The following is a 21,268-nucleotide window of genomic DNA, read 5'->3' on the forward strand; positions in this document are numbered from 1 at the left end:
AGGGCTTTCCGACCGTGTTTGAGCGCGCCCGCCGCGTCCTGCAGTTTATCACAACGGTGACCATTCTTGCCATTGCGGCCGTTGTTTGCTTTGTACTGTGGGATTATTACACAGCCGCCCCCTGGACCCGAAACGGACAAGTGCGTGTACAGGTTGCAGATATTGCCCCTCGTGTTTCAGGCCAGATTATTGCTGTGCGCGTAAGAGATAACCAGTTCGTTCATGCCGGAGATATTCTGTACGAAATTGATCCGTTTGACTTCAAGGTAGCGCTGGCCACAGCAACGGCTGTTGTCAACCAGCGCAAGGCGGATATGGCGCTGAAAGATACGCAGGAGTTTCGGCGTGATAGGCTGACAGATGCTGCGGCCTCCCGCGAAGAAAAGCAGGTTTATCAAGCCACGGCAGACATTGCCAAAGCTGCTTATGCGCAGGCATTGGCCAATCTTTCCCAAGCCAAAATCAACCTTGATCGTACGTATGTGCGCAGCACGGTAACAGGTTACGTCAATAACCTCATCATGCGTGTGGGTGATTACGCAACAGCAGGCAAATCCAATATTGAGGTTATTGATGCCTCATCCTACTGGGTGGATGGATATTTTGAGGAAACAAAAATTCGCTCCATTCACGTTGGGGATCGGGTACGCTTGGATCTGATGGGGTATCGGGAGCCTATGTGGGGCCATGTTGTCAGCCTTACGCGCGGCATTGCAACCGCCAACGCAGCCACAGCAACGCAGGGCCTGCCATCAGTTGATCCGGTTTATACATGGGTGCGTCTGGCGCAGCGTATTCCTGTGCGTGTGCAGATAGACAGTATTCCCCCCGGCACCCAGTTAGCTGCTGGCATGACCAGCACGGTGACTGTTGTGGGCAGCAAAGGCAAACGCGCGCATGATACACTCACCGAAGCACTGGATCGTATGCACGATGCCTTAATGGGTGGCACTGGCGGCAGTGGGCTGCGCCATTAAAACAGATAGACGCACCCCTCTGGCACTGGCAAAAAGAAGACATGCTGTATTCTTTTTTTCGTTCAGAACTTTGCGCTGCAATGGCTCTTTGCTTGGCGGTTTTTCTGCCCTCTACTGCCTGTGGGGCAGAAAAAACCAGAACCCCGACACTCAATATTGTAGCACCCTGTCTGAACAGCCTGCATATCCGCGCCCAAAAAGGCGTAACGCAGCCTGAACCAGCAAATGGCCAATGGCCAGCAGGCCTACAGCTTGCCACCAACTCTGATGGCAGCCTGTCTCTTGCAGGGCAAAACTGTCAGACAGATACCAAGCTTACGCTCACCACGCCTCCCAATATGCCGTTGGTTATTACCAGCACAGGCAGAACAGCCATTCAGGTGGATGACCGTAAAGGCCCTGTTTTTCTTCAGGCTGGCAGCGGAGCCGTAACACTAGGGCGCACTGCGGAACTGAATGTTACTTCTGATTCCACTGGCGCTATCACCATTCCTGTATTGGCTGACTCTGCACGTTTGCGTTCCACACTTTCTGCCCCGTTCATGATCGGAAAGGTGCAAGCTCCTGCCCTGGCTATTTATCTTGGTGGTTCTGCCTCCTTTACAACCCAACAAGGTAAGCTGGAGGCGTTGGAAATCACCTCTAACAGCACGGCAGATGCTGTATTTCACGGTGAAACATCCGTGGCGGCCCTGCATGTTGAAAATGCAGGCAATATTTTAGTGGATAAAGCCACCGGCACCTTAGCCACAGAGCGTGATGGCAAAGGGAAAATTGTTGTAACCTCAACCCAAGGCAACCACTAGCCCGCATTCTGCGCTGTAAATGCGGATCGAGCATGGTCTTTCAATATGAAAGCCCTTAAAACGTCGGTGCACTTTTAACCGATATATCAAGGACTCTCTAAATGTCTGATACCCTGCCCGACCGCCTTTCCGTAAACCCGGAAAGCCCTTTTTATAATGAAGACCTGCTGGCCCGGGGCATTGGCGTGCGCTTTAAAGGCGTAGAAAAAACAAACGTTGAAGAATATTGCATCAGCGAAGGTTGGGTACGTGTGGCCGTGGGCAAAACGGTAGATCGGCGTGGCAACCCCCTTACCATGAAGCTGAGTGGCCCGGTTGAAGTGTGGGTCAAGGACTGACCTGCCCTCCACACATATCCCAAATACAATTAAATACTTTATTAAATTGTAGATGTTTGGGATAGTACACCCACGTCAACGTGAGATTCAGGGAGACTTCCATGACTCAAACAGAAAACTCCACAACACCAGATCTACGCTACACTGTTGTTGTCGTGGGTGGTGGATCTGCTGGCATTGCCGTAGCAGCCCGCCTACTGCGTGAACGGGCCACACTGGATATTGCCATTATAGACCCCGCAACCACCCACGCCTATCAGCCCGGCTGGACACTGGTTGGCGCAGGCGTCATGAAGCTGCGGAGCACGCTGGATCAGGAAGGTGGCGTTATCCCCAAAGGCTGCACCTGGTTGCGTGCGGCGGCGGCATCCTTCCAGCCAGATAATAACATGCTTACGCTGGAAGATGGCCGCACCGTTGCTTACAACCGCCTGATTGTTTGCCCCGGCCTCCAGTTGGATTGGGATAAGATTGAAGGGCTAACAGATACGCTGGGCCGCAATGGCGTGTGCAGTAACTATTCCAAAGATACTGTGGAATATACATGGACATGCATCCAATCCCTTTCCGGTGGCACGGCACTGTTCACCCAGCCGCCCATGCCTATCAAATGCGCTGGCGCGCCACAGAAAATTGCCTATCTGGCATCTGATTACTGGCGCAAGCAAGGCACACTTAACCGCACCAATGTAGATTTCTGCATGACAGGTGATGCGCTGTTTGGCGTGGCTTACTACCGCCCCGGTTTGCAGGAAGCCGTAGATTATTATGGCATTAACGTGCTGTACAAGCATACACTGGTTGCCGTAAACGGGCCAGAACACAAGGCAACCTTTGCTGTTACCGAGCCAGATGGAAAAGTTACAAATGTGGTGAAAGAGTTTGACATGCTGCATGTCACCCCACCACAGAGCGCTCCAGACTTCATCAAAAAAAGTCCGTTGGCGAATGAAGGCGGCTGGTTGGATGTAGACCCCAGCACGCTCCAGCATGCCAAGTATCCTTCCATCTTTGGTATGGGCGATGTTATCGGCACATCCAACGCCAAAACCATGGCCGCTGCGCGTGCGCAAACCCCAGTGGTAACAGCAAACGTTCTGGCATCTCTGGATGGCAAACCGCTAACAGGCAGCTACGATGGATACGGCGCCTGCCCGCTAACCGTTGCTTACGGCAAGATTATTCTGGCGGAATTCCTGTATGGCGGCAAACCTGCCCCCAGCTTCCCTTACGATCAGCGCAAGCCTAGCCGCTTTGCATGGTTCCTTAAGACAACCGTATTCCCGCGTGTTTACTGGGATATGATGTTGAAAGGGCGGGATATTGAAATGCCGCACCATCCGGAATGGGTGAAGAAATAAGTTCCGGCCTTTCTGATCCCCCTTTTCAGAAAGCAGACATAAAAAAAGCCTCCCGATATTTTCGGGAGGCTTTTTTTACTTCACTCTTATGCCTGTTATCAGGCATCGTCTATCGGTCGCTTGGGCAGCAGGGCTGGCACAAACACAAGTGTTGCCAACAATGTGCACCCTAAAGAAAGCAACAGCAACCGCCCCATACTTGCTGTGCCCGGATGGTGAGAAAGCGCCAGAGAACCAAAGGCTGTGCCCGTTGTCAGGGCAGAAAACAGCACGGCACGTGCAGTGGGCGAAGCCAGCGGATATTTCACACCATCCCGCCAGTTCATGACAAAATAGATATTGAAGGAAACCCCAACCCCTAGCAGCAGGGGCAATGCAATAATGTTTGCAAAGTTTAGGGTTTCAGGCAGCAGCACAATCAAAATAACTGTCATCAAAGCAGAAAGCAGCAACGGTGCCAGCACCAGCGCCATATCCTTAACACGGCGCAGGGCCAGCATCAAAATAACAGCAATCATAACAATAGCTGCGCCTGCGGCCTGTTCAAACGCCTTCACAATAGAACGTGCGCTTTCCACAATATCAACCGCTGTACCAGCCATTTGTGGCTCTACTTTCTGGAGAGAACCCACAAATTTACGCAGCGCGCCAGAATTGGACATCACTCCCTTAGGATGCACTTCCACCAAGGCACGGCCATCTGGCAGCAAGTAATCATCTGCAATTTCAGCAGGCACATCCTTGATGCTTACAGGCGTTGCCTGAAGCATGGTGCGCAACTGATCCAGCTCTGTCGGCAAAAAGCGCACCAATGCGGTGTTAGCAGCCTGCACTGTGGCATCTGGAGCTTCTGCCAGCTTGGCCAGAGCAGCCTGAATACGGCGTAGCGGGTCTTGAGCAGGCAGTTTATCCAGCACACCAGCCAAAGCAACAGACGTATCATGTGCTGATTTACGCAGATCATCCGCTGTGGGAGCAGCTTTAGGCTGTGGCACAATAAGCGTTGGTAACAGAATAGAAGCCGCATCCTGAATAAGAGCCAGTTTCTGCTGCTGTTGGGTTGGCACAAAGGAGCCCAGCCACATCACATCATTCACATCTGGCAGATTAGACAAGCGTGTTGTTTCTTTTTCTGCATCGGCAAGGGAATGCACCAGCAATTCTGCACTATAAGGAGATGTCTGCGGGTTGTTGATCAGCAGTTTAAGGGCGCGCATCCCTTCCGAGTTCGGATTTTTGGTATGCAGCGGGTCACCATCAAACTGTAGGCTGGGTACTAGCGCCAAACCCACCAAAGCCACCAGTGCAAAAAAGCCTAAAAGCAGCTTGCGCATATGGCGGATTTTAATGTCCACCGGCTTCATGAACGCATAGCCCATGCTTGGGCAGTTGAGCGGCGGATGGCAGATTTTTAGCAGTGAAGGCAAAAGCGTGGTGGTGCAGATAAACGCAACCAACATGCCAATACCAGCAATAAGACCAAGCTGCGCAACACCCAGAAAAGCTGTGGGCGTAAAGGCCAGAAACCCTGCGGATGTTGCCAAGGCAGCTACAAGAATCTGATGCCCGGTTTCTTCACCCGTAAGGCGCAGCGCTTCAAACATGCCTTCTTCGCCCGTGTGTGTGGGTGTTTGAGCCCGAAAGCGCACAGAAAACTGGATGGCAAAGTCCACCGCAATGCCAACAAACAGAATAGCAAATGCCACGGAAATCAGGTTAAGCGTACCAACAGCTACAGCGGCAAATCCGGTGGTAAGCAACAAGCCCACCACAAGTGTGACCACAATAGGCAGCACCACGCGCCATGTTCTAACAGCAAGCGTAAGCCACAAGGTAACAAGCGCCAAAGACCCCAGAAGCCCTGCCACCATGCCTTCTGCCACGGTTGCAAACTCTTCATCATCCAGCTGCACCTGCCCGGTTAAATAAACCTTGGCGTGCCCATTTTTAACAAATTCCAGAGAACTGATAGCCTGCCGCATGGCATCTGCAGAGGCACCACCCGGCTGAAAAGACCCATAATCCAATATCGGTTTGGTGATAACGAACTGATAATTTCCAGCCAGATCAGAAAGTTTGCCGCCCAAAAGCTGCTGCCATGACATAGCCTCGGCATGCCCTGCCACGGCTTGTTCCAGCGTATTGGCAAAACCGGACAAAGGCGCCTGAAAGCCAGACAGATTGGCCTGATCCTGCTTTACGCCCTCTGCCATAAGGGAAAGAGCGCCAAACAGCCCTCGTGCTGAAGGATCTTGCGATAACGCCGCCAGAAATGGCTGCGCCGCGATTGTATCATTCAGCACCTGGGAAAGCGGCTGCGGCTCCAGAAACATCAAGCCGTTGCGTAGCAGATACGGGTTGGCATCTGGCCTATGCGCAAAGGAAAAGTGTTTATGATCGGCACTTATCTTGGCGGCCAGCTCTCGCGCGGTTTCCTGTCCTTCTTCCGGCATTTTAGCCTGAATGACAGCTACCAGAAGGTTTTCCTTCTGGGGGAATAAGCGCCCCATTTCATCGGAACGCTGCTTCCACTCTAAACGAGGAGAAAGCATTTTGCTGGTATCTGTCGTTACTCCCAGACGGGTCATGCCAGCGTAAACGCCTGCCCCCGAAAGCACGAGAAACAACGCCACAACAGCCCAGGCATGGCGGGCGCAAAACGCAATAAAACGACCTATGGGTGCAAACAGCATGATGAACGACAGGATCCCAAAATAATCACAGCCCCAGCAGAAGGGGCTGTCATGGTTTGCCCAACCCCCCAGCCAGAAGCAAGTGATGATGTAAGCAGGGCTCTGTTTTCCTTTTTACAGACCCGTGCGGGAAAAGGGCATTTTACGCAGACGCTCGGCATAAGGGCGCCATGTATGCTCAAGCCATTGCCACAATATAAGAGAGGGCAAACCCCAAGCAATTTCACGCAAACGTTTGATAAGAGAAAGCGCGATGGCAACTGCAGGCGGCATACCAAAAAGGCTACCAACCATAATGTAGCCCCCTTCTGACACACCAAGGGCCCCGGGTACGGCAAACCCGGCTGATTTAGCTGCTTCTCCCACACCTTCGATCACAAATCCGGTAGCAAGAGAGCACCCATGCCCCATGAAGTGCAGAATCAACCACACCTCAACAGCCCCCAAAGCCCACGCACAAAACTGCAATATCAGGCCACTAACCGCATTGCGGCCTGATTTATACAGCGCAAGCACTTCCTTATTAAGGCCGCGAATACCATCAACACCGCTCCACCCCAGATGAGCAGCTATGCGGATAAGCAATTTCTCTATGAAAGCAACGGCCCCAAGCCACTGGCTGATAAATACGCCGCCGCCGATAGCCAAAAGCACCAATGCACTTTCCAGCAATCGGTCTGTAACGGCAGAGCGCTTGACCAAGAACAGCAACATAACCAAGCCGCTGAGGGTAAATACCACTTGGCTGAGCAACTCTATTGTCAGATCACAAATTGTCGCGGCAGCCGCATGTTTTAGGCCCAAGCCACGCCGGGCGAGCAAGCGGGAGGACATTACCTCCCCACCAACCTGTGCAACGGGGAGAAGGTTATTTATGCCCTCTCGCACACAGCGGAGCATGAAATAGGCTCTTAACGGCAGAACCGGGCCAAAAGTCTGGCCCGCAATGGTGCGCCAAGCGGAAGCAGAAAGAAAAACCTGTACGCTATGAAAAGCAATAACAGCTAAAATGCCCCAACCGCCTGTCATAACAAGAGAAAAAATGGAGGACACCCCAAACTGGGCCAGCATCCATACGGTCAACCCCAAACCGAAAATCCCGGCAATGAGAGTGACCCGCTTCATGCTCCCTCCATCCTTTTTCTGGCTTGGCTTTTACACTTTCGGTTGGTGCAGCCTAACACACCTCATTTATTCAGCCTTTGATCTGGCGCAGCAAGGCCAGAGATTCCACACACGCCGCAGCGGCTTCGCGCCCTTTGTTATGGATATCATCCGCAGAACGTACCTGTGCCTGCTCTTCTGTATAAGTTGTCAGCACACCAAAGGCGATAGGCGTTTCTGTGGCCAAAGATGCCTGAAGAATACCCATTGTGGCGCCCAGGCTAATAAATTCAAAATGCGCTGTATCCCCTTTTACCACGCACCCAAGGCAGATAACGCCTTCATAGTTACCTGTTTTGGCGAGTGTCTGTGCCAGAAGTGGCATTTCAAAGGCACCGGGCGCAGCAAATACATCACCATCTTTCACGGCAATGTTATGTTCTGCCAGCCAAGCCATTGCGCCATCACGCAGGCCACCTGTCACAGTTTCATTAAATCGGCTGACAATAATGGCCAAACGCGGCGCAGGAGAAAGCGCCTTGAGATCCGGCAAGGAAACGGGGGAACGTGTACCCATTAGTTAAACACCTTTAATCATTCACTTATGTAAAAATCAGACAACCGCATCCGGTTCGGCATCAACGGCAATAAACTGCCCAAGATGATGCCCCATGCGCCGGCGTTTGGCTTCCAGATAGGCACGATTATGCGCGGTAGGTGGAATTTCCAGCCCAATCCGGCGGCGCACCATAAACCCGCGTGCTTCCAGTGCGCGCACTTTATCTGGGTTGTTCGTCAGCAAATCCAATTCGCCCACGCCAAGGCTGCGCAATACGCCAGAGGCTGCACGCCAATCTCTGGCATCTGTTGCAAAACCAAGCCGATGGTTGGCATCCACCGTATCTAGCCCGGCATCCTGTAGCTCATAGGCCCGGATTTTGTTGACCAACCCGATACCACGCCCTTCGTGCCCGCGCACATAGACCAGCACGCCACATTCCGCCTGCCCTATGGCCCGCAACGCTGCATGCAACTGTGACCCACAATCGCACCGCAGGGAGCCAAGGGCATCACCTGTCACGCACTCAGAATGCAAACGCACCAGCGGCACAGCACCGCTGCGGCGCACATCACCTTTTACCAAGGCAACATGCTCCACGCCGTTTTCATCCTGAAAAGCATGGATGATCAAATCGTCCCCACCGTAAGCACTGGGTAAGGATGCCTGCGCCAGATCTGGCACCGCAGGCTCTGGCGCAGTTTGCGGATTTGCTTCGGCGGCCTGCGCAGCCAAGGATGACAAACCGTGTGCTTTAATCCACGTTACCAGCTCTGCAATAGAGACAATCGGCAGATCATGCTGGCGGGCAAACACTTCTAACTGAGGACGGCGCGCCATGGTGCCATCTTCATTCAGAATTTCACAGATAACGGCAGCTGGCTTTAACCCGGCCAAACGCAGCAGATCTATTGACCCCTCGGTATGCCCAATACGTTCCAGCACCCCACCGGGGGCGGCCCGCAGTGGAAAGATATGGCCCGGTGTGGCGATATCTGCTGGCGTTGCGTTTTCTGATGCCGCGACACGCACAGTATGCGCCCTGTCTGGCGCAGAAATGCCGGTGCTAACGCCTTCCTTCGCCTCAATAGAGACCGTAAACGCCGTGCCGTACTGAGCGGTATTGTCGCTTTGCCGCACCATCATGGCCAGACCGAGGCGATCCACCTGTTTTGGCGTAAGTGGCAAGCACACAAGGCCACGCGCATGGGTGATCATGAAGTTCATGGCTTCTGGCGTCATAAACTCAGCGGCCATGACCAGATCGCCTTCGTTTTCACGATCTTCATCATCCACCATAATGACCATCCGGCCAGCACGCACGGCTTCAACCGCCTGCAAAAGCCTTGCCGATGCCTTAGCTGCCACAGGGGCTGCTGTTTTTACTTGGTCCGGCATTGTGCCTCCACGTATTTGGCAATGATATCCACTTCCACATTCACGGCATCACCCACCCTCAATGTGCCGAGCGTGGTGTGCTCCCATGTGTGCGGAATAATCATCAGTTCGATGGGAAAGGTCTCGCCATTTGGCTCACCCACTTCGTTCAACGTCAGGCTAATGCCCGCAAGTGCTACAGACCCTTTGGCCACCATGTAGCGCCGTAGCTGGGCTGGCACTTCAAACACCACGCGCCGCGCATCGCCAAACTGCGTACATTCTGTAAACCGCGCCACGGCATCCACATGGCCTTGCACAATATGGCCAGAAAGACGTGTAGCGGGGGTAACGGCACGTTCCAGATTGATCTGGTGCCCGGCTTTAAGCGCGCCCAACGTGGTGCAATCCAGTGTCTCGCTGCTTACAAAAAAGCGAACAAGGCCAGTTGTCGAAGGCGCGACTGCCGTTAAACACACACCATTTACGGCTATACTTTCACCCTCCGCCACATCATGCAGCCCGGTTTCCACTTCCAGCATAAGAGACTGGGGGCTGTGCTCCACCTTAACCACATGACCGAGAGATTCTATGATACCGGAAAACATACCTGCTCCTGCGCACACCGCATCCATTCAGGAAACAAAGAAAGAGGTGTGACATCATGTTGGGTTGAAACAGCAAGATGATCCTGCCCTGAAGCATCCTGACGGATGGTCAGCCAATCATCCCACAAATTATGGGTTTTAAGGGCCTCCAGCAGAGTTGGCCCGGCTTCTACCAGCACCCACAGCGCATCACTTTGCGCCAGAATATATGGCAGTTGTGCAATATCAGGGCAGAAGCTTACATCGAACGCGGCTGAAACACTGGCCAGCCACTCAGCCGGAGCATGTTTTTCCTGGCCACACACCACCAACAGGCGGCGGCGTTCAGGGTGATCTTCAACATGCCGAACAGTTAGCGTGGGCCTATCAGCCAGCACGGTGCCTGTGCCTGTTACAATACCATCTGTTACGCGCCGCAAAGCATGTGCCAGACGGAGGGATGCAGGGGTTGTAAAGGTTTTTTGCCCTTGGGGTGGCACCATGGACCCTTTGCTATCCAGCGCCTGTTTAACGGTTATCCAAGGCCGCCCGTGTGTCATGCGCCAAGCAAATGGTGCCAGCAACGCACGGCAACGTGCATATGTGCCCGCAGCATTCATGCACTGCCATAAGCGGTTAACCGTAATACCTTCATGCTCCAAACGTGCGGCACCCCCGCCCTGCACGTGTGGATTAGGATCTGCACAGCCAACCCAGACAGTTTTTACTGGGGTAGAAAGCAGTGCTTCCGTACATGGGGGGGTGCGACCGGTATGATTACAAGGCTCCAGCGTGACAACAGCGGTATCAATCCGCTCCACCAACCCAAGAGCACGCGCCTGCTCTACCGCCAGTCTTTCTGCATGTGCGGTGCCTGCCTGATGATGTGCGGCCACAACCAACACATCTCCTTGCGCATCCAATAACACACACCCTACTGGCGGGTTGGGGGCTGTGCGCCCTACAAAGCTCCACGCCTCAGCCACGGCGAGATGAAACGCCGCACCAATGCGTTCTGGCATGATCTGTCGGGAAATCTGTGAAAAGCTGTTCACCCTGTTTCTGCCCGCGTTCTCATAAACCAGACGGACTCAGGGCGTAAGATAGCCTTGCACGCACGTCATTCTGAACGAATCACGATCACGCACCAGTCTTTCTGTTCTCTTCCATCCGGACTATCACCGTCGGCCCCGGAATTGCACCGGATCTGCTGACCCCGCCAGAAGCGAGCGCTCGCGGGCTTACAACGCTTTACGCTGCTTACCGCCGGTAGGGATTTGCACCCTGCCCTGAGAACATCACACCCACAACATGCGAGTGATAACAAGTATGATGGCCCTGCATTTTCTCTTATGCAAGAGCAAATGCCTTCACAGTTTGTTAAAAACCGCCTCTACCTTGCCCAAATGTTTCGGGAAAGTTATGATGCCGCCGTATCTATCTAAACTAGGTAAAAGGAACTTATTGCTCCTTAAACCCGGTCATTCTGATAGCAATCTATGGCAGGTTTTTATGGCATATCCACAGGCACGTGCGTTTTGCATCATACGCAGGCAGACGAAACAACTTTAACCTGTATGCCATTCATATCAGATCTGCACCACAGATTCCGCATGCCGTTTTTGGCTATGCGTTGCCTTTCCTTACAGCCACAGCGGAATACGGAGCACTATCTGCCCCTGTTTCTGCCAGCCAACATGGATTTACCATGAGCATACCCGACCAGAAGCAAACATCTGCTTCTTCTACACCACCCTATTCTGGCCTGGCTGGCTGGATTAACAGACGCCTTCCGGTCATTTCTGCCTTTCGGGCTGAATATGTTGATTTCCGTGTGCCGCGCAATCTGAATGGCTGGTGGAATTTTGGGGCCATTCTTACGCTTGTTCTGGGGCTGATGCTGGCCAGTGGCATTTTTCTTGCCATGAACTATACCCCCACAGATGCAGGGGCTTTTCTTTCTGTTGAAGCTATAGAACGCCAGCTTTCTGGCGGATGGCTTTTACGTGCCATGCATATGACAGGCGCAAACCTGTTTCTGGCTGCTTTGTATTTGCATCTGTTCCGTGGGCTTTATTATGGATCTTACAAAGCCCCGCGTGAACTGCTGTGGTTAACCGGCCTTGTACTGATGCTGATGGTTATGGCCACCGCTTTTGCAGGCTATCTGCTGCCGTGGGGCCAAATGTCCTACTGGGGCGCAGATGTGATTACCAAGGCCGTTGGCGCCATACCGGGTATTGGCCCAACGCTAGAACACATCATGACAGGCAGCGACCATCTGGGAGACATCTTCCTCCATCGCTTTTTTGTGCTGCATTTTGTTTTGGCATTTCTGATTGTTGGGGTTGTAGGCATACACGTAGCGGCTGTGCACGTTTCTGGCTCCAACAACCCAACTGGGGTTGAGCCACGCACCCCCAAAGATACGGTGCCGTTTTACCCATACTATATCAGCAAAGATCTGGTTGGCCTTATTCTGTTTGCCATGGTGTTTGCGGCCCTGATGTTCTTCTGGCCCAATATGCTGATTGAACCAGACAACTACACCCCGGCCGACCCTATGCACACGCCTGCGGACATTGAGCCTGAATGGTATTTCCTGCCGTTTTACGGGCTGCTGCAATCTGTGCCATCCAAATTTGGCGGGCTGGTTGCGGCCGCTGGTTCTCTGCTGGTTTTGTTTGCTTTACCGTGGCTTGACCGCTCCCCCGTGCGCTCCATGCGTTTCCGCCCCCTGTGCCGTATTGGGCTGTTGGGCGTTGTATGTGCATTTATTGTGCTGGCAGATGCGGGCAAACACCACGCACAAGGTGGCTGGCTGATTGCCGCCCGTTTGGCCGGACTTTACTATTTTGGGTATTTTCTTGTGTTCCTTCCCCTTGTGTCCCGCACGGAAAAAACGCGGCCTCTCCCTTCCTCTATTGCTGCATCACAGGGAGACGCCTAATGCGTAAGCATGTTTTTGCAGGCTCCTTGCTGGCAGCATTTACGCTTGCAACGCCCACACTGGCCAACACATCGGATAATAAAGCCCCGCCTCATCAGAAATGGAGCTTTGAGGGGGCCACCGGCACCTATGATAAAGCCAGCCTGCAACGCGGCTTTCTGGTGTATGATCATGTGTGCGCCAGTTGCCACGGCATGCGCAGCCTGACATATCGAGATCTGGAAGGCATTGGGCTAAGTGATCAGGCAATTACAGACCTTGCCCATAGCAAGCAGATTCCCGGCCCGGTTGGCATCTCCGGCATGCCCACAATGCGCCCCGGCTTGCCGGATGATCACTTCCGGTCACCCTTCCCCAATGATGCAGCGGCAGCCGCTGTTATGGGTGGGGTTGCGCCGCCAGATCAATCTCGCTTGGCTGCTGTGCACCCTGGTGGCGCAGACTGGCTTTACGCCTTTCTGACAGGCTACCGCATGCCCCCGCCCGCTGATGCCCCTATTGTGCCGGGCAAATTCTATAATGATTGGGCAGAAGGCCATATGATTGGCATGCCACCGCCGTTGATGAACGGTGCCATTCAATACCCTGATGGCACACCGGCAACTGTGGAGCAGCAAGCCAAAGATATCACCACTTTCTTGGTCTGGGCCGCAGATCCGCACCGTAATGAGCGCCACCATATTGGCAAAGGGGTTCTGGCTTATCTGGCTGTTCTGCTTGTTCTGGCTATCGCATGGAAGCGGAAAATCTGGAAAAACCTGAAATCGCATGGATAAACGGAAAGCACGAACACCATGACACGCGAAACCGAAGAAACCGCAGCAACAGAACAAGCCCCCGGACGCCGTGACTTTTTGGGAATTGTAACCACGGCTGGCACAGTTACAGGCTTGGCAGCCTGTGCTGTTCCGTTTGTGCAAAGCCTGAAGCCGCAAGACAGCGCATCCGCCCATCTGCCTGTGGATGTTGATATTTCCAAACTTACCCCCGGCCAACAGATGACAGTTGTATGGCAGGGCAAGCCTGTGTTCATCATGCGCCGCACACCAGAAGAAATTGCTGCACTGCAAGACCACGCGCTGGCCGAAAAACTACGGGATGCAGAGTCTGCTGCAAACCAGCAGCCCGCTTATGCCCGCAACTGGCATCGCTCTCTTGTGCCAGAATATGGTGTTTACGTGGGTATTTGCACGCATTTGGGCTGCGTGCCGGGCCTTAACCAACCTACAGGCAACACGGCTGATACATGTGGCGGCTATGGCTGCCCCTGCCACGGGTCAAAATTTGATCTGGCAGGCCGCGTTTATAAAGGCGCACCGGCTCCGTATAATTTGCCTGTGCCGCCTTATTCCATGCCCTCACCAACCAGTATCCGACTGGGAGAAAACCCCAAGGGGCAAAACTTCGATTTCTCAACAATCGAACAGATCTAAACACCTACTACAAACGCCGCACTCACCCTGCGGCGTTTTTTATATCTGCGTAGTAGGCTCACCTCACTCTTGGAGTGTGAGATGAATTGCCAGAATGCACTCTTATCGAGAGAATGGAAAACCGCCAATCTAAACTGTGTTTTTCAACCATCTTGATTGCAAGGGTATAAATAAATGTCTGATATTGTGGTGGTTTATCATTCTGGGTTTGGCCACACGCGCAGAGTAGCAGAATACGTTGCCAAAGGTGCTAACGCTGCAATTCTGGAAATTGATCAAAATGGTGATCTGCCAGAAAACGGCTGGGAAGCTTTAAACAAAGCCAAAACCATTGTGTTTGGTTCCCCCACCTATATGGGCAATGCCAGTTGGCAGTTTAAGAAATTTGCAGATGCTACATCCCGCATCTGGTTCAATCGTGGGTGGCAGAACAAACTGTTTGCCGGATTTACAAACAGCGCCAGCCCGGTGGGGGATAAAGGGTGCACTATGGCATGGTTTCAGGTTCTGGCGGCGCAGCACGGTGGCATCTGGATCAGCCTAGACCTGCTGCCTTGCAACACAAAAGCCGCTACAAAAGCCGATATCAACGTGCTGGGTGGTGCCGCCGGCCTGCTGGTGCAAAGCCCTTCTGATGCTAGTGTAGATGAAATTCCGAGCGGTGATCTGGATACAGCCACCACTTACGGCACACGAATTGCCGAGGTAACTGCGCGCTTTAGGTAACAAGCATTTAGCCAGCATGTTTCCTGCCCCCGAATAGCAGACATGCTGGCTATACCTTTTTCAGCCAGCCCCTCAAACGCTAAAATACCCCCAGTATCTACCGCAAACGGGGACGTAATGGCTGTTTCTTGGGGGGATTTTCAGGCTATCATCCAGCTTTCCGCGGGGCTGAATGTTGCTATTCTCAGCTTTGTGGATATCAGCATCCCTGCCATTAAGGAACGCCGCCGTGTGTTTTCCAAAGCACGGCAGGAGTTGGAAATCTACCGCAAGAACCCACACAAAGTGACAACAGAAGATAAAGCAGCCCATGCAGGCGCGGTGGGTGAAATAGACCGCCAGCTTTTTGACCTATGGCGTGAGACATCAGAGTTTGAAACCGTGGAAGATTCCATGATTAAAACAACGGGTGTTTTTGGCTTTATTGGTGCAATCGTGAGCATAAGCTTGTTGTGGTATTCCGGCCTGCATTACGATGATCCAATCCGAACATCTGGAGAGTTGCTGACGTTACTTTCCTTCCTCTCCTTGGCTGCGGCGTTTTTCATTAACTTTCTTACTGCGTTCAAGGCCGCGCATTATACAAAACGCTGCAATGACCTGCGCCAACAAATGCGGCAAAAATTATAACTGCCAATCCTACGCCACGGGTAAATAACATTCATTATTTCTTTTTTATTTCTTTATCGGAATGTTTCTGCCTAAACTACCAAACACTTTGGCCATGTAACAGCCGCACTGAAGGGACATCCCCCTCCATGACGACGCTTCCTAAAAAACAGAAAGTTCTGCTGCTTCTCTCTGCTTCTTCACTGTTGTTTCCGGTTTTGCATAAAACGGCACATGCGCAGGTTCTGCCCTTTACAAGCCTGAAAACCAGCAGTTCCAGCTTGGGCCGCTGGTTGTCTGATATTACCCTTACGGGGCAGATTGAAGGCGGTATCATGGCCAATCCGGCACGCCCCAATCCCGGCTATAACTACGGAGACTTTCTGGCCGACCACGCCAACCAGGTACAACTGAACCAAGCTGAATTCACTATTTCCAAAGCCATCGATTCCAGCCTGAACGAGTATCAGATCGGCTTCACCCTAGAAGGACTGTATGGTTCCGATGCCAGATACTACCATGTGCTTGGCATTTCAGATCAGGAATGGAAGGCGCGTTACCAGCTTATTCCCGCCCAAGCGCATGTGGATGTGCATCTACCGTGGCTAACAAAAGGTGGGTTGGATATGCAGGTTGGTATTCTACAGGCCCCCATGGGTGTTGAAGGGTTAGACCCCACATCCCGCGCCTTTTATACACTTGCCTATACATCTGAATATTCTGTGCCGTTTGAACATATTGGCGCTATGTTTAACTGGCACGTAACGCCAATAGTGGATGTCACTTTCGGAATTGATACCGGGAACCAGACATCCTTTGGCAGCTCCGATAACAACCACATGCCTGCGGCTTATTTTGGCTTCAACCTCAACAATCTCGCACATGGGAAACTACGCATTGTAGAACTCAGCCGCGTTGGGCCGGAAAACTCTTGGCGCTCGGTCGGGCATTACGAAGCAGACCACGCACAACGCTTCTGGAACGATATCAACGCCACCTATAATATAAATGACAAGCTCTCTGTTACTGCAGAATTCAACTACCTGCATGATGAAGGGGTGCGTGGCATAGGTGCACGTGGGCAATTTGCTGGCGCAGATGCAGAAAGTTTTGTCAGCTTCCTGAGCTACAAGATCAACAAGGAATTCACCTTCAATTACCGCGGCGAAATTTACCGCGATAATAACAACATGATGGTAGCCACCTTCCGCGGCAACAACTCCTATATGGAAGCCTTGGCTGGCACGGGCGGAGAAACTGTTGCTGGCCCCTCTGGGCATGGCACCACATATGGGGATCTCTCCTTGAACGTCGTGTATCATCCAGATTTGGGGCACCATGTGCGCGTATTTCAGCTTCGGCCAGAAATACGGTTTGATCGCTCCCTTAATGGCACCACACCTTTTAATGGTGGCCGCAACAACGGCATGTTCACCTTTGGTGGCGATGCGGTTATCGGGTTCTGATACATTCAGACACAGGCTGCAATATTCACCGCAGCCTGTTTTGTCTTTTTAACTGCCTAATCTGGATGAGAGCACCAGATACAAAATAAACACACAGTCCAACCCGCAGAGCATCAGGGTAAGTTCTGCCCATTTGCGGGTTGTCAGCACAAAGGCTGTGTGCAGCAGCAAACCCAGCGCCAGACTGACCATAAAATCACCCGTCAGCACGGTTACAAGCAACATAAACAGCGGAATAACCCGCTCCTGCACAGCCAAAGATTTCAGGTCTGGCAGGCTGCCAAGCATACCCAAGCCAACCAGAATAAGAGCCGGAGCAGTTGCCACAGCAGGCACGCAGATAATAAGCGGCCACAAGATAGATGACACAGCAAACAAACATGCCACTACCAGCGCTGTCAGCCCTGTGCGCCCCCCTTCTTCCACACCCACCAAAGATTCTAGATAAGCCGAAACAGTGGATGTGCCTAAAGCAGAACCAATAACACTGGCCGTTGCATCTGCCACAAAAGCCGATTTTGCCAATAAAGGCTGCCCCTGTTTATCCTTAAGGCCAGAACGCTGCATTACGGCCATCATGGTACCGGTAGCATCAAAAAAATCACCCAAAAAGAAATAAAGCGTTATGGGCAAAACCAGAAACAGATTGGCAAACAGGCCATGAAAATCATACGGAAACAACATGAACCACGGATAGGATGGCCAATCCACCCAATGCGCGGGAAGTTGCGTCACCTTGCTGCCATCTGGATGTGCAACCCATAAACCAGCTATTGTCACGGCAATAACAGACACCAAAATGGCGGCCGGTACACGCGCCCATTTTAACATCATGGCCAGAAAAACCCCGGCCAGCGCTAAAAGCACAACAGGGTTGGACAACTGCCCAAAAACCAACCCTTCTCCACCCTTCGTTACCAAGCCACCATTTACAATGCCGATATGAGCCACAAAGGCTCCAATGGCAAAATGAATGCCCTGTTTGACCGAAAGCGGAAACGTTTCAACAATTCTGCGGCGCCACGGCGTAAGGGAAAGAAACAGAAAGGCCAGCCCTCCTAACAGCACCATTGTAAAGGCCTGAGCCGGTGGCACTCCCATACGCACAATAACAATCTGGGCGAACACCACATTGCTGCTCATAACAGGTGCAAGCGCTATGGGCAGGTTGGCCCCCACCGCCATGATAAAGGACCCCACAACCGCAGAGGCAATTGTAGTGATAACCATGGCATGTTGGTCTAACCCGGCAGAAGCCAGAATATTGGGGTTAACTGCCATAATATAGGCCATTGCCCCAAAGGTGGTGATACCCGCCACAACTTCCTTGGGAATACTGGAACCGCGGCCAGAAATATCAAAAACACGATCCAGACATGCACGCATGCCTGACCATAAATCTCTCATCCATTCCTCGGCAGTGCTGCTGGGGCCAGTTTCTGCTTTATCTTACGGATGTACGAACAAAAATAACACCAGCAGAATAAAAGATTTCCTGCCTTAACGCACGCAATCTGCGCAGCACATAGCAGCCATCCCTCCTTCCCCGTAGCTGAATGCAGGGAGCATCCCCATTTCGTAAAATGAACAAATGCTTAGGCTTGAGCATCAAAGCAGAAAGGACTTTTTTATGACCGATAAAGCACCGCACGAAACCAGCTCCCTTTTCCATCTGGCAGAACGCGCCCTTAAACAGCCCAAGCTGGCAACTAAGGAAGAAGTGCGTGAACTGGCAAATTATGTGCTTAAAGGCGGCGTTAAGGCTGGTGAAGCCGAACGCGAAGTGGCCAAAAAAGCAGAGCGCAACCCAGAAGGTGTAGAAGCCTCTGAAATTGAATCTCTGGCAAAAACCGTTATTACCGCACATTCCTGATAATCGCGCAGGCGGGTGGCCAAAAACCACCCGTCATTCATTTTAGAACGGGGCTGCCTCTTCTTCTTTCCGAAGGATATAATACGGACAAAGAAGGGAGATGAATTTGAAAAAGATACTTCTGGTTGCCATGCTAATATGGGCAACACCAGTTATAGCCTCTTCTGCACCGCAGACTGTAGATGATGCTTACCCTTATGTAGATGCCGCATCCATTTTACTAACCAATGATATCAAAGCATTTTTAAGTGGTGGCAAAAGCCTTATTAACTGGGCTCCAGTTTTTCCGCGCCCAACATCCATAACAGCCCAAGCCTATTGGGCAGAATGGAAATCCAGTTCTGTTACTGCTGCAAAAAATTTCCCCATGGATAAGCCTATCTATATTACCGGGCAGGCTCTTTCTGTTTCCCAAACTGGGGAAGATTTTTATGTTGATTATGCTTCCTCCCCATCAGGAATAGATGATGTGCAGGCATATCTTTCCAATAATGGTGTAAATGCTGCCTCATCTTATTCTACCGGAAAAAAGGTTTCTCTGCTCTGCTTTCGTGCAAAAAACATGTTTCAGCCAACAGATTTAGGCGGCTGTGAAGACACAGGCAGTGTTGCACAAAATATTTTTGTAGATGCGTATAAAGATTTGGCTCTTATCGCAGCAGGCAAAAGTGGGGGCAGACTGCCCTTTTCTGCCAGCGCACAAAGAATGATTATTTCAGCGCAAAATTGTGCCCAGCAATTACGCAAAGCGGCATCGGAAGCGGTTTCCACCAGAGAAATGGCTTCATGCAGAGGTGGTGGGTAAATACAATACAACACCACAGCCTGACAGGCTAAATAACCTGTCAGGCACTAGTGGTATTACAGATTCAATGTGCGTTTAAGTGCTGCACAGTAGGCATCCATAAACCTACGGGAAAGTTCTGCATCCGGCACATACATATCAAACACATGATAAGCCCCCGGCACCACCATAACTTCCGTGGGCACAGCCGCTGCCATCAGGCGGGTTGCGTAATCAAGGTCTTCCTTCAAAAACAGATCCATTGATCCCACACCAATAAAGGTGGGGGGCAAACCTGCCAGATCTGTTGCACGGCCAGCGGCTGCATATGGCGGCGTTTGTGGGCCACCCGCTTTATCGCCCAAATAAGCCTGCCATGCGTATTTGTTGGCAGAACGTGTCCAGACAAATTCGCCAAAATTAGCGCCTGGATCACTGTTTACTGCTGTACGATCATCCAGCATGGGGTAAATAAGCAGTTGAAAAGCAAGTTTGTATTCTTTTTTGTCACGCGCCATCAGGCTTAGGGCTGCGCTTAAACCACCACCTGCACTTTCACCGGCAACAACAACCTTATCGCGCGAAATGCCAAGTGTGCTGGCGTTTTCATGCACCCATTTCAGAACGGCATAACAATCTTCAATAGCGCCGGGATATTTCACCTCTGGCGCGAGACGGTAATCAACCGAAAAAATCTGAAAACCCAGATCACTAGCCAGCTTTTGGCATTTGGGGTCATCCACTTCCGGGTGGCCAGAAACAAGGCCGCCGCCATGAATGTAAACCATAGCGGGTGCATTGGGTTGCACTTCGCGCGGTGTATAAACAACAACACGTACATCTGGGGCATTATTCAACCCCGGCACGTATTCTTCCCGCGTGATAACATCTGGCAGAGGCCGACCTTCTATAAGGCGCACAGATGTTAGAAAAACTTCTCGCACTTCTGGAAGTGAAAGCGATGAAAGACCATCAAATGATGGCATTTTCTCAAGAATGGGAAGAAATTCCGGATTAACTACTGATTTTGGCATAGTAACTCGCCTCCTATTTTGCGGCTGGCATCACAGACCGTGCCGCAAGACAAGTTTATATACTCACGATCATCATAATTTATTGATTAATATCAATATAAAAATACAATACATAAATATTTTATATATGATTTCCATATAATGCATTATTATATATGCGTTATAAATTCAATTTATTAAAAATATATAGTTTAAATAAAATTAAAATTCATAATATATTTTGCATGAATGTGAAATTTATTAACAAACAACAGGTATTTTAAAATACAACCTGTATCTATTGCCCAAATGCATTCATGGCCAGACTGATTTACACCCGTCTGGCCATGAAGACTTATTCTCTAATTAAGCAAAATTCTTTGCATTATCAGACAGTTTCTCATTACCCAGAACATAATATCCGGTGTCCCGGATTGTTATAGACAGCAGCCCCATGTGATGGCTGATCAGGAGATCCCCCAAAGGCAACAGGGCATTTCCGTTTGTCCATGCACAATCTGTCCAGTCTGTTTCATGCCAGCCTTCAGGCTTATCCTGCATCAGATGCGCTGCAATGTCATGCTGCTGTCCGGCTGTTGCAAGATGCACATC

Annotated in this window: 20 protein-coding genes, 1 pseudogene and 1 riboswitch; of the genes and pseudogenes, 12 read left to right on the forward strand and 9 right to left on the reverse strand. The window is 51.5% G+C overall.

What is annotated here, in order from left to right:
- Window positions 1-14: 14 nt before the first annotated feature.
- From FKW31_RS07015 to FKW31_RS07030, 4 genes are all read left to right on the forward strand, one after another.
- A complete protein-coding gene (locus FKW31_RS07015; protein WP_006116409.1) occupies window positions 15-977 on the forward strand; it encodes an HlyD family secretion protein in 963 nt (320 codons plus the stop codon).
- Window positions 978-1,018: 41 nt separating this feature from the next.
- The gene (locus FKW31_RS07020) at window positions 1,019-1,783 is read left to right on the forward strand and encodes a hypothetical protein (RefSeq protein ID WP_089179312.1); all 765 of its coding nucleotides are present in this window, start codon (window positions 1,019-1,021) and stop codon (window positions 1,781-1,783) included.
- A 101-nt stretch (window positions 1,784-1,884) separates the two neighbouring features.
- Window positions 1,885-2,121, forward strand: coding sequence for a DUF3297 family protein (locus tag FKW31_RS07025; protein WP_003624557.1), 237 nt, complete (start codon window positions 1,885-1,887; stop codon window positions 2,119-2,121).
- Window positions 2,122-2,222: 101 nt separating this feature from the next.
- Window positions 2,223-3,482: an FAD/NAD(P)-binding oxidoreductase gene (locus FKW31_RS07030; RefSeq protein WP_150178173.1), complete on the forward strand. Its 1,260-nt coding sequence runs from the start codon at window positions 2,223-2,225 to the stop codon at window positions 3,480-3,482.
- A gap of 98 nt (window positions 3,483-3,580) precedes the next feature.
- Here FKW31_RS07030 and FKW31_RS07035 read toward each other — a convergent pair whose 3' ends face one another.
- The 6 genes from FKW31_RS07035 to ribD form a co-directional block, all read right to left on the reverse strand.
- Complete coding sequence (locus FKW31_RS07035) at window positions 3,581-6,175, reverse strand: MMPL family transporter (protein WP_150178174.1); 2,595 nt, start codon at window positions 6,173-6,175, stop codon at window positions 3,581-3,583.
- A gap of 114 nt (window positions 6,176-6,289) precedes the next feature.
- The gene (locus FKW31_RS07040) at window positions 6,290-7,300 is read right to left on the reverse strand and encodes a lysylphosphatidylglycerol synthase domain-containing protein (protein WP_150178175.1); all 1,011 of its coding nucleotides are present in this window, start codon (window positions 7,298-7,300) and stop codon (window positions 6,290-6,292) included.
- A 70-nt stretch (window positions 7,301-7,370) separates the two neighbouring features.
- Window positions 7,371-7,856, reverse strand: a complete 486-nt coding sequence (gene ribH, locus FKW31_RS07045; protein ID WP_150178176.1) for a 6,7-dimethyl-8-ribityllumazine synthase — start codon at window positions 7,854-7,856, stop codon at window positions 7,371-7,373.
- A 36-nt stretch (window positions 7,857-7,892) separates the two neighbouring features.
- Window positions 7,893-9,206, reverse strand: a complete 1,314-nt coding sequence (ribB, locus tag FKW31_RS07050; RefSeq protein ID WP_150178185.1) for a 3,4-dihydroxy-2-butanone-4-phosphate synthase — start codon at window positions 9,204-9,206, stop codon at window positions 7,893-7,895.
- 14 nt (window positions 9,207-9,220) lie between these two features.
- Window positions 9,221-9,823 carry a riboflavin synthase gene (locus tag FKW31_RS07055; protein WP_150178177.1) on the reverse strand — a complete coding sequence of 201 codons (603 nt, stop codon included), beginning with the start codon at window positions 9,821-9,823 and terminating at the stop codon, window positions 9,221-9,223.
- Window positions 9,805-10,857 (reverse strand): bifunctional diaminohydroxyphosphoribosylaminopyrimidine deaminase/5-amino-6-(5-phosphoribosylamino)uracil reductase RibD, encoded by a 1,053-nt coding sequence (gene ribD, locus FKW31_RS07060; RefSeq protein WP_150178178.1) that lies wholly within the window; start codon window positions 10,855-10,857, stop codon window positions 9,805-9,807. The genes FKW31_RS07055 and ribD overlap by 19 nt, the downstream gene beginning before the upstream one ends.
- 99 nt (window positions 10,858-10,956) lie before the next feature.
- Window positions 10,957-11,103: riboswitch (FMN riboswitch) on the reverse strand.
- Window positions 11,104-11,333: 230 nt separating this feature from the next.
- On the opposite strand from ribD, the gene FKW31_RS07065 reads away from it, so the two are divergent.
- The 6 genes from FKW31_RS07065 (at window position 11,334) to FKW31_RS07090 (ending at window position 16,986) form a co-directional block, all read left to right on the forward strand.
- Complete coding sequence (locus FKW31_RS07065; RefSeq protein ID WP_150178179.1) at window positions 11,334-12,752, forward strand: cytochrome b N-terminal domain-containing protein; 1,419 nt, start codon at window positions 11,334-11,336, stop codon at window positions 12,750-12,752.
- Entirely contained in the window at window positions 12,752-13,528 is a 777-nt protein-coding gene (locus FKW31_RS07070) for a cytochrome c1 (RefSeq protein ID WP_006116399.1), read from the forward strand. The genes FKW31_RS07065 and FKW31_RS07070 overlap by 1 nt, the downstream gene beginning before the upstream one ends.
- An 18-nt stretch (window positions 13,529-13,546) precedes the next feature.
- Window positions 13,547-14,185, forward strand: a complete 639-nt coding sequence (petA, locus tag FKW31_RS07075) for a ubiquinol-cytochrome c reductase iron-sulfur subunit (protein WP_006116398.1) — start codon at window positions 13,547-13,549, stop codon at window positions 14,183-14,185.
- Window positions 14,186-14,359: 174 nt separating this feature from the next.
- Window positions 14,360-14,911, forward strand: a complete 552-nt coding sequence (locus tag FKW31_RS07080) for a flavodoxin family protein (protein ID WP_150178180.1) — start codon at window positions 14,360-14,362, stop codon at window positions 14,909-14,911.
- Window positions 14,912-14,953: 42 nt separating this feature from the next.
- Complete coding sequence (locus tag FKW31_RS07085) at window positions 14,954-15,541, forward strand: hypothetical protein (RefSeq protein WP_193562056.1); 588 nt, start codon at window positions 14,954-14,956, stop codon at window positions 15,539-15,541.
- A 128-nt stretch (window positions 15,542-15,669) separates the two neighbouring features.
- On the forward strand, window positions 15,670-16,986 hold the full coding sequence (locus FKW31_RS07090; RefSeq protein ID WP_063354400.1) for an outer membrane beta-barrel protein: 1,317 nt from the start codon (window positions 15,670-15,672) through the stop codon (window positions 16,984-16,986).
- Between the two features lie 48 nt (window positions 16,987-17,034).
- On the opposite strand, the gene FKW31_RS07095 is transcribed toward FKW31_RS07090, so the two are convergent.
- On the reverse strand, window positions 17,035-18,393 hold the full coding sequence (locus tag FKW31_RS07095) for an NCS2 family permease (protein ID WP_006116394.1): 1,359 nt from the start codon (window positions 18,391-18,393) through the stop codon (window positions 17,035-17,037).
- A 223-nt stretch (window positions 18,394-18,616) separates the two neighbouring features.
- Between FKW31_RS07095 and FKW31_RS07100 the strand changes: the two genes are divergently transcribed.
- Complete coding sequence (locus FKW31_RS07100) at window positions 18,617-18,859, forward strand: hypothetical protein (protein WP_035353640.1); 243 nt, start codon at window positions 18,617-18,619, stop codon at window positions 18,857-18,859.
- Between the two features lie 100 nt (window positions 18,860-18,959).
- Entirely contained in the window at window positions 18,960-19,664 is a 705-nt protein-coding gene (locus FKW31_RS07105) for a hypothetical protein (RefSeq protein ID WP_150178181.1), read from the forward strand.
- Window positions 19,665-19,720: 56 nt separating this feature from the next.
- Here FKW31_RS07105 and FKW31_RS07110 read toward each other — a convergent pair whose 3' ends face one another.
- Both FKW31_RS07110 and FKW31_RS07115 read right to left on the reverse strand, forming a co-directional pair.
- A complete protein-coding gene (locus FKW31_RS07110; RefSeq protein ID WP_150178182.1) occupies window positions 19,721-20,677 on the reverse strand; it encodes an alpha/beta hydrolase in 957 nt (318 codons plus the stop codon).
- Between the two features lie 345 nt (window positions 20,678-21,022).
- Window positions 21,023-21,268 (reverse strand): annotated as a pseudogene (locus FKW31_RS07115) (hypothetical protein); the annotation flags it as partial.

Source organism: Acetobacter sp. DmW_136 (genome assembly GCF_008690365.1).
GTDB lineage: Bacteria > Pseudomonadota > Alphaproteobacteria > Acetobacterales > Acetobacteraceae > Acetobacter > Acetobacter oryzifermentans.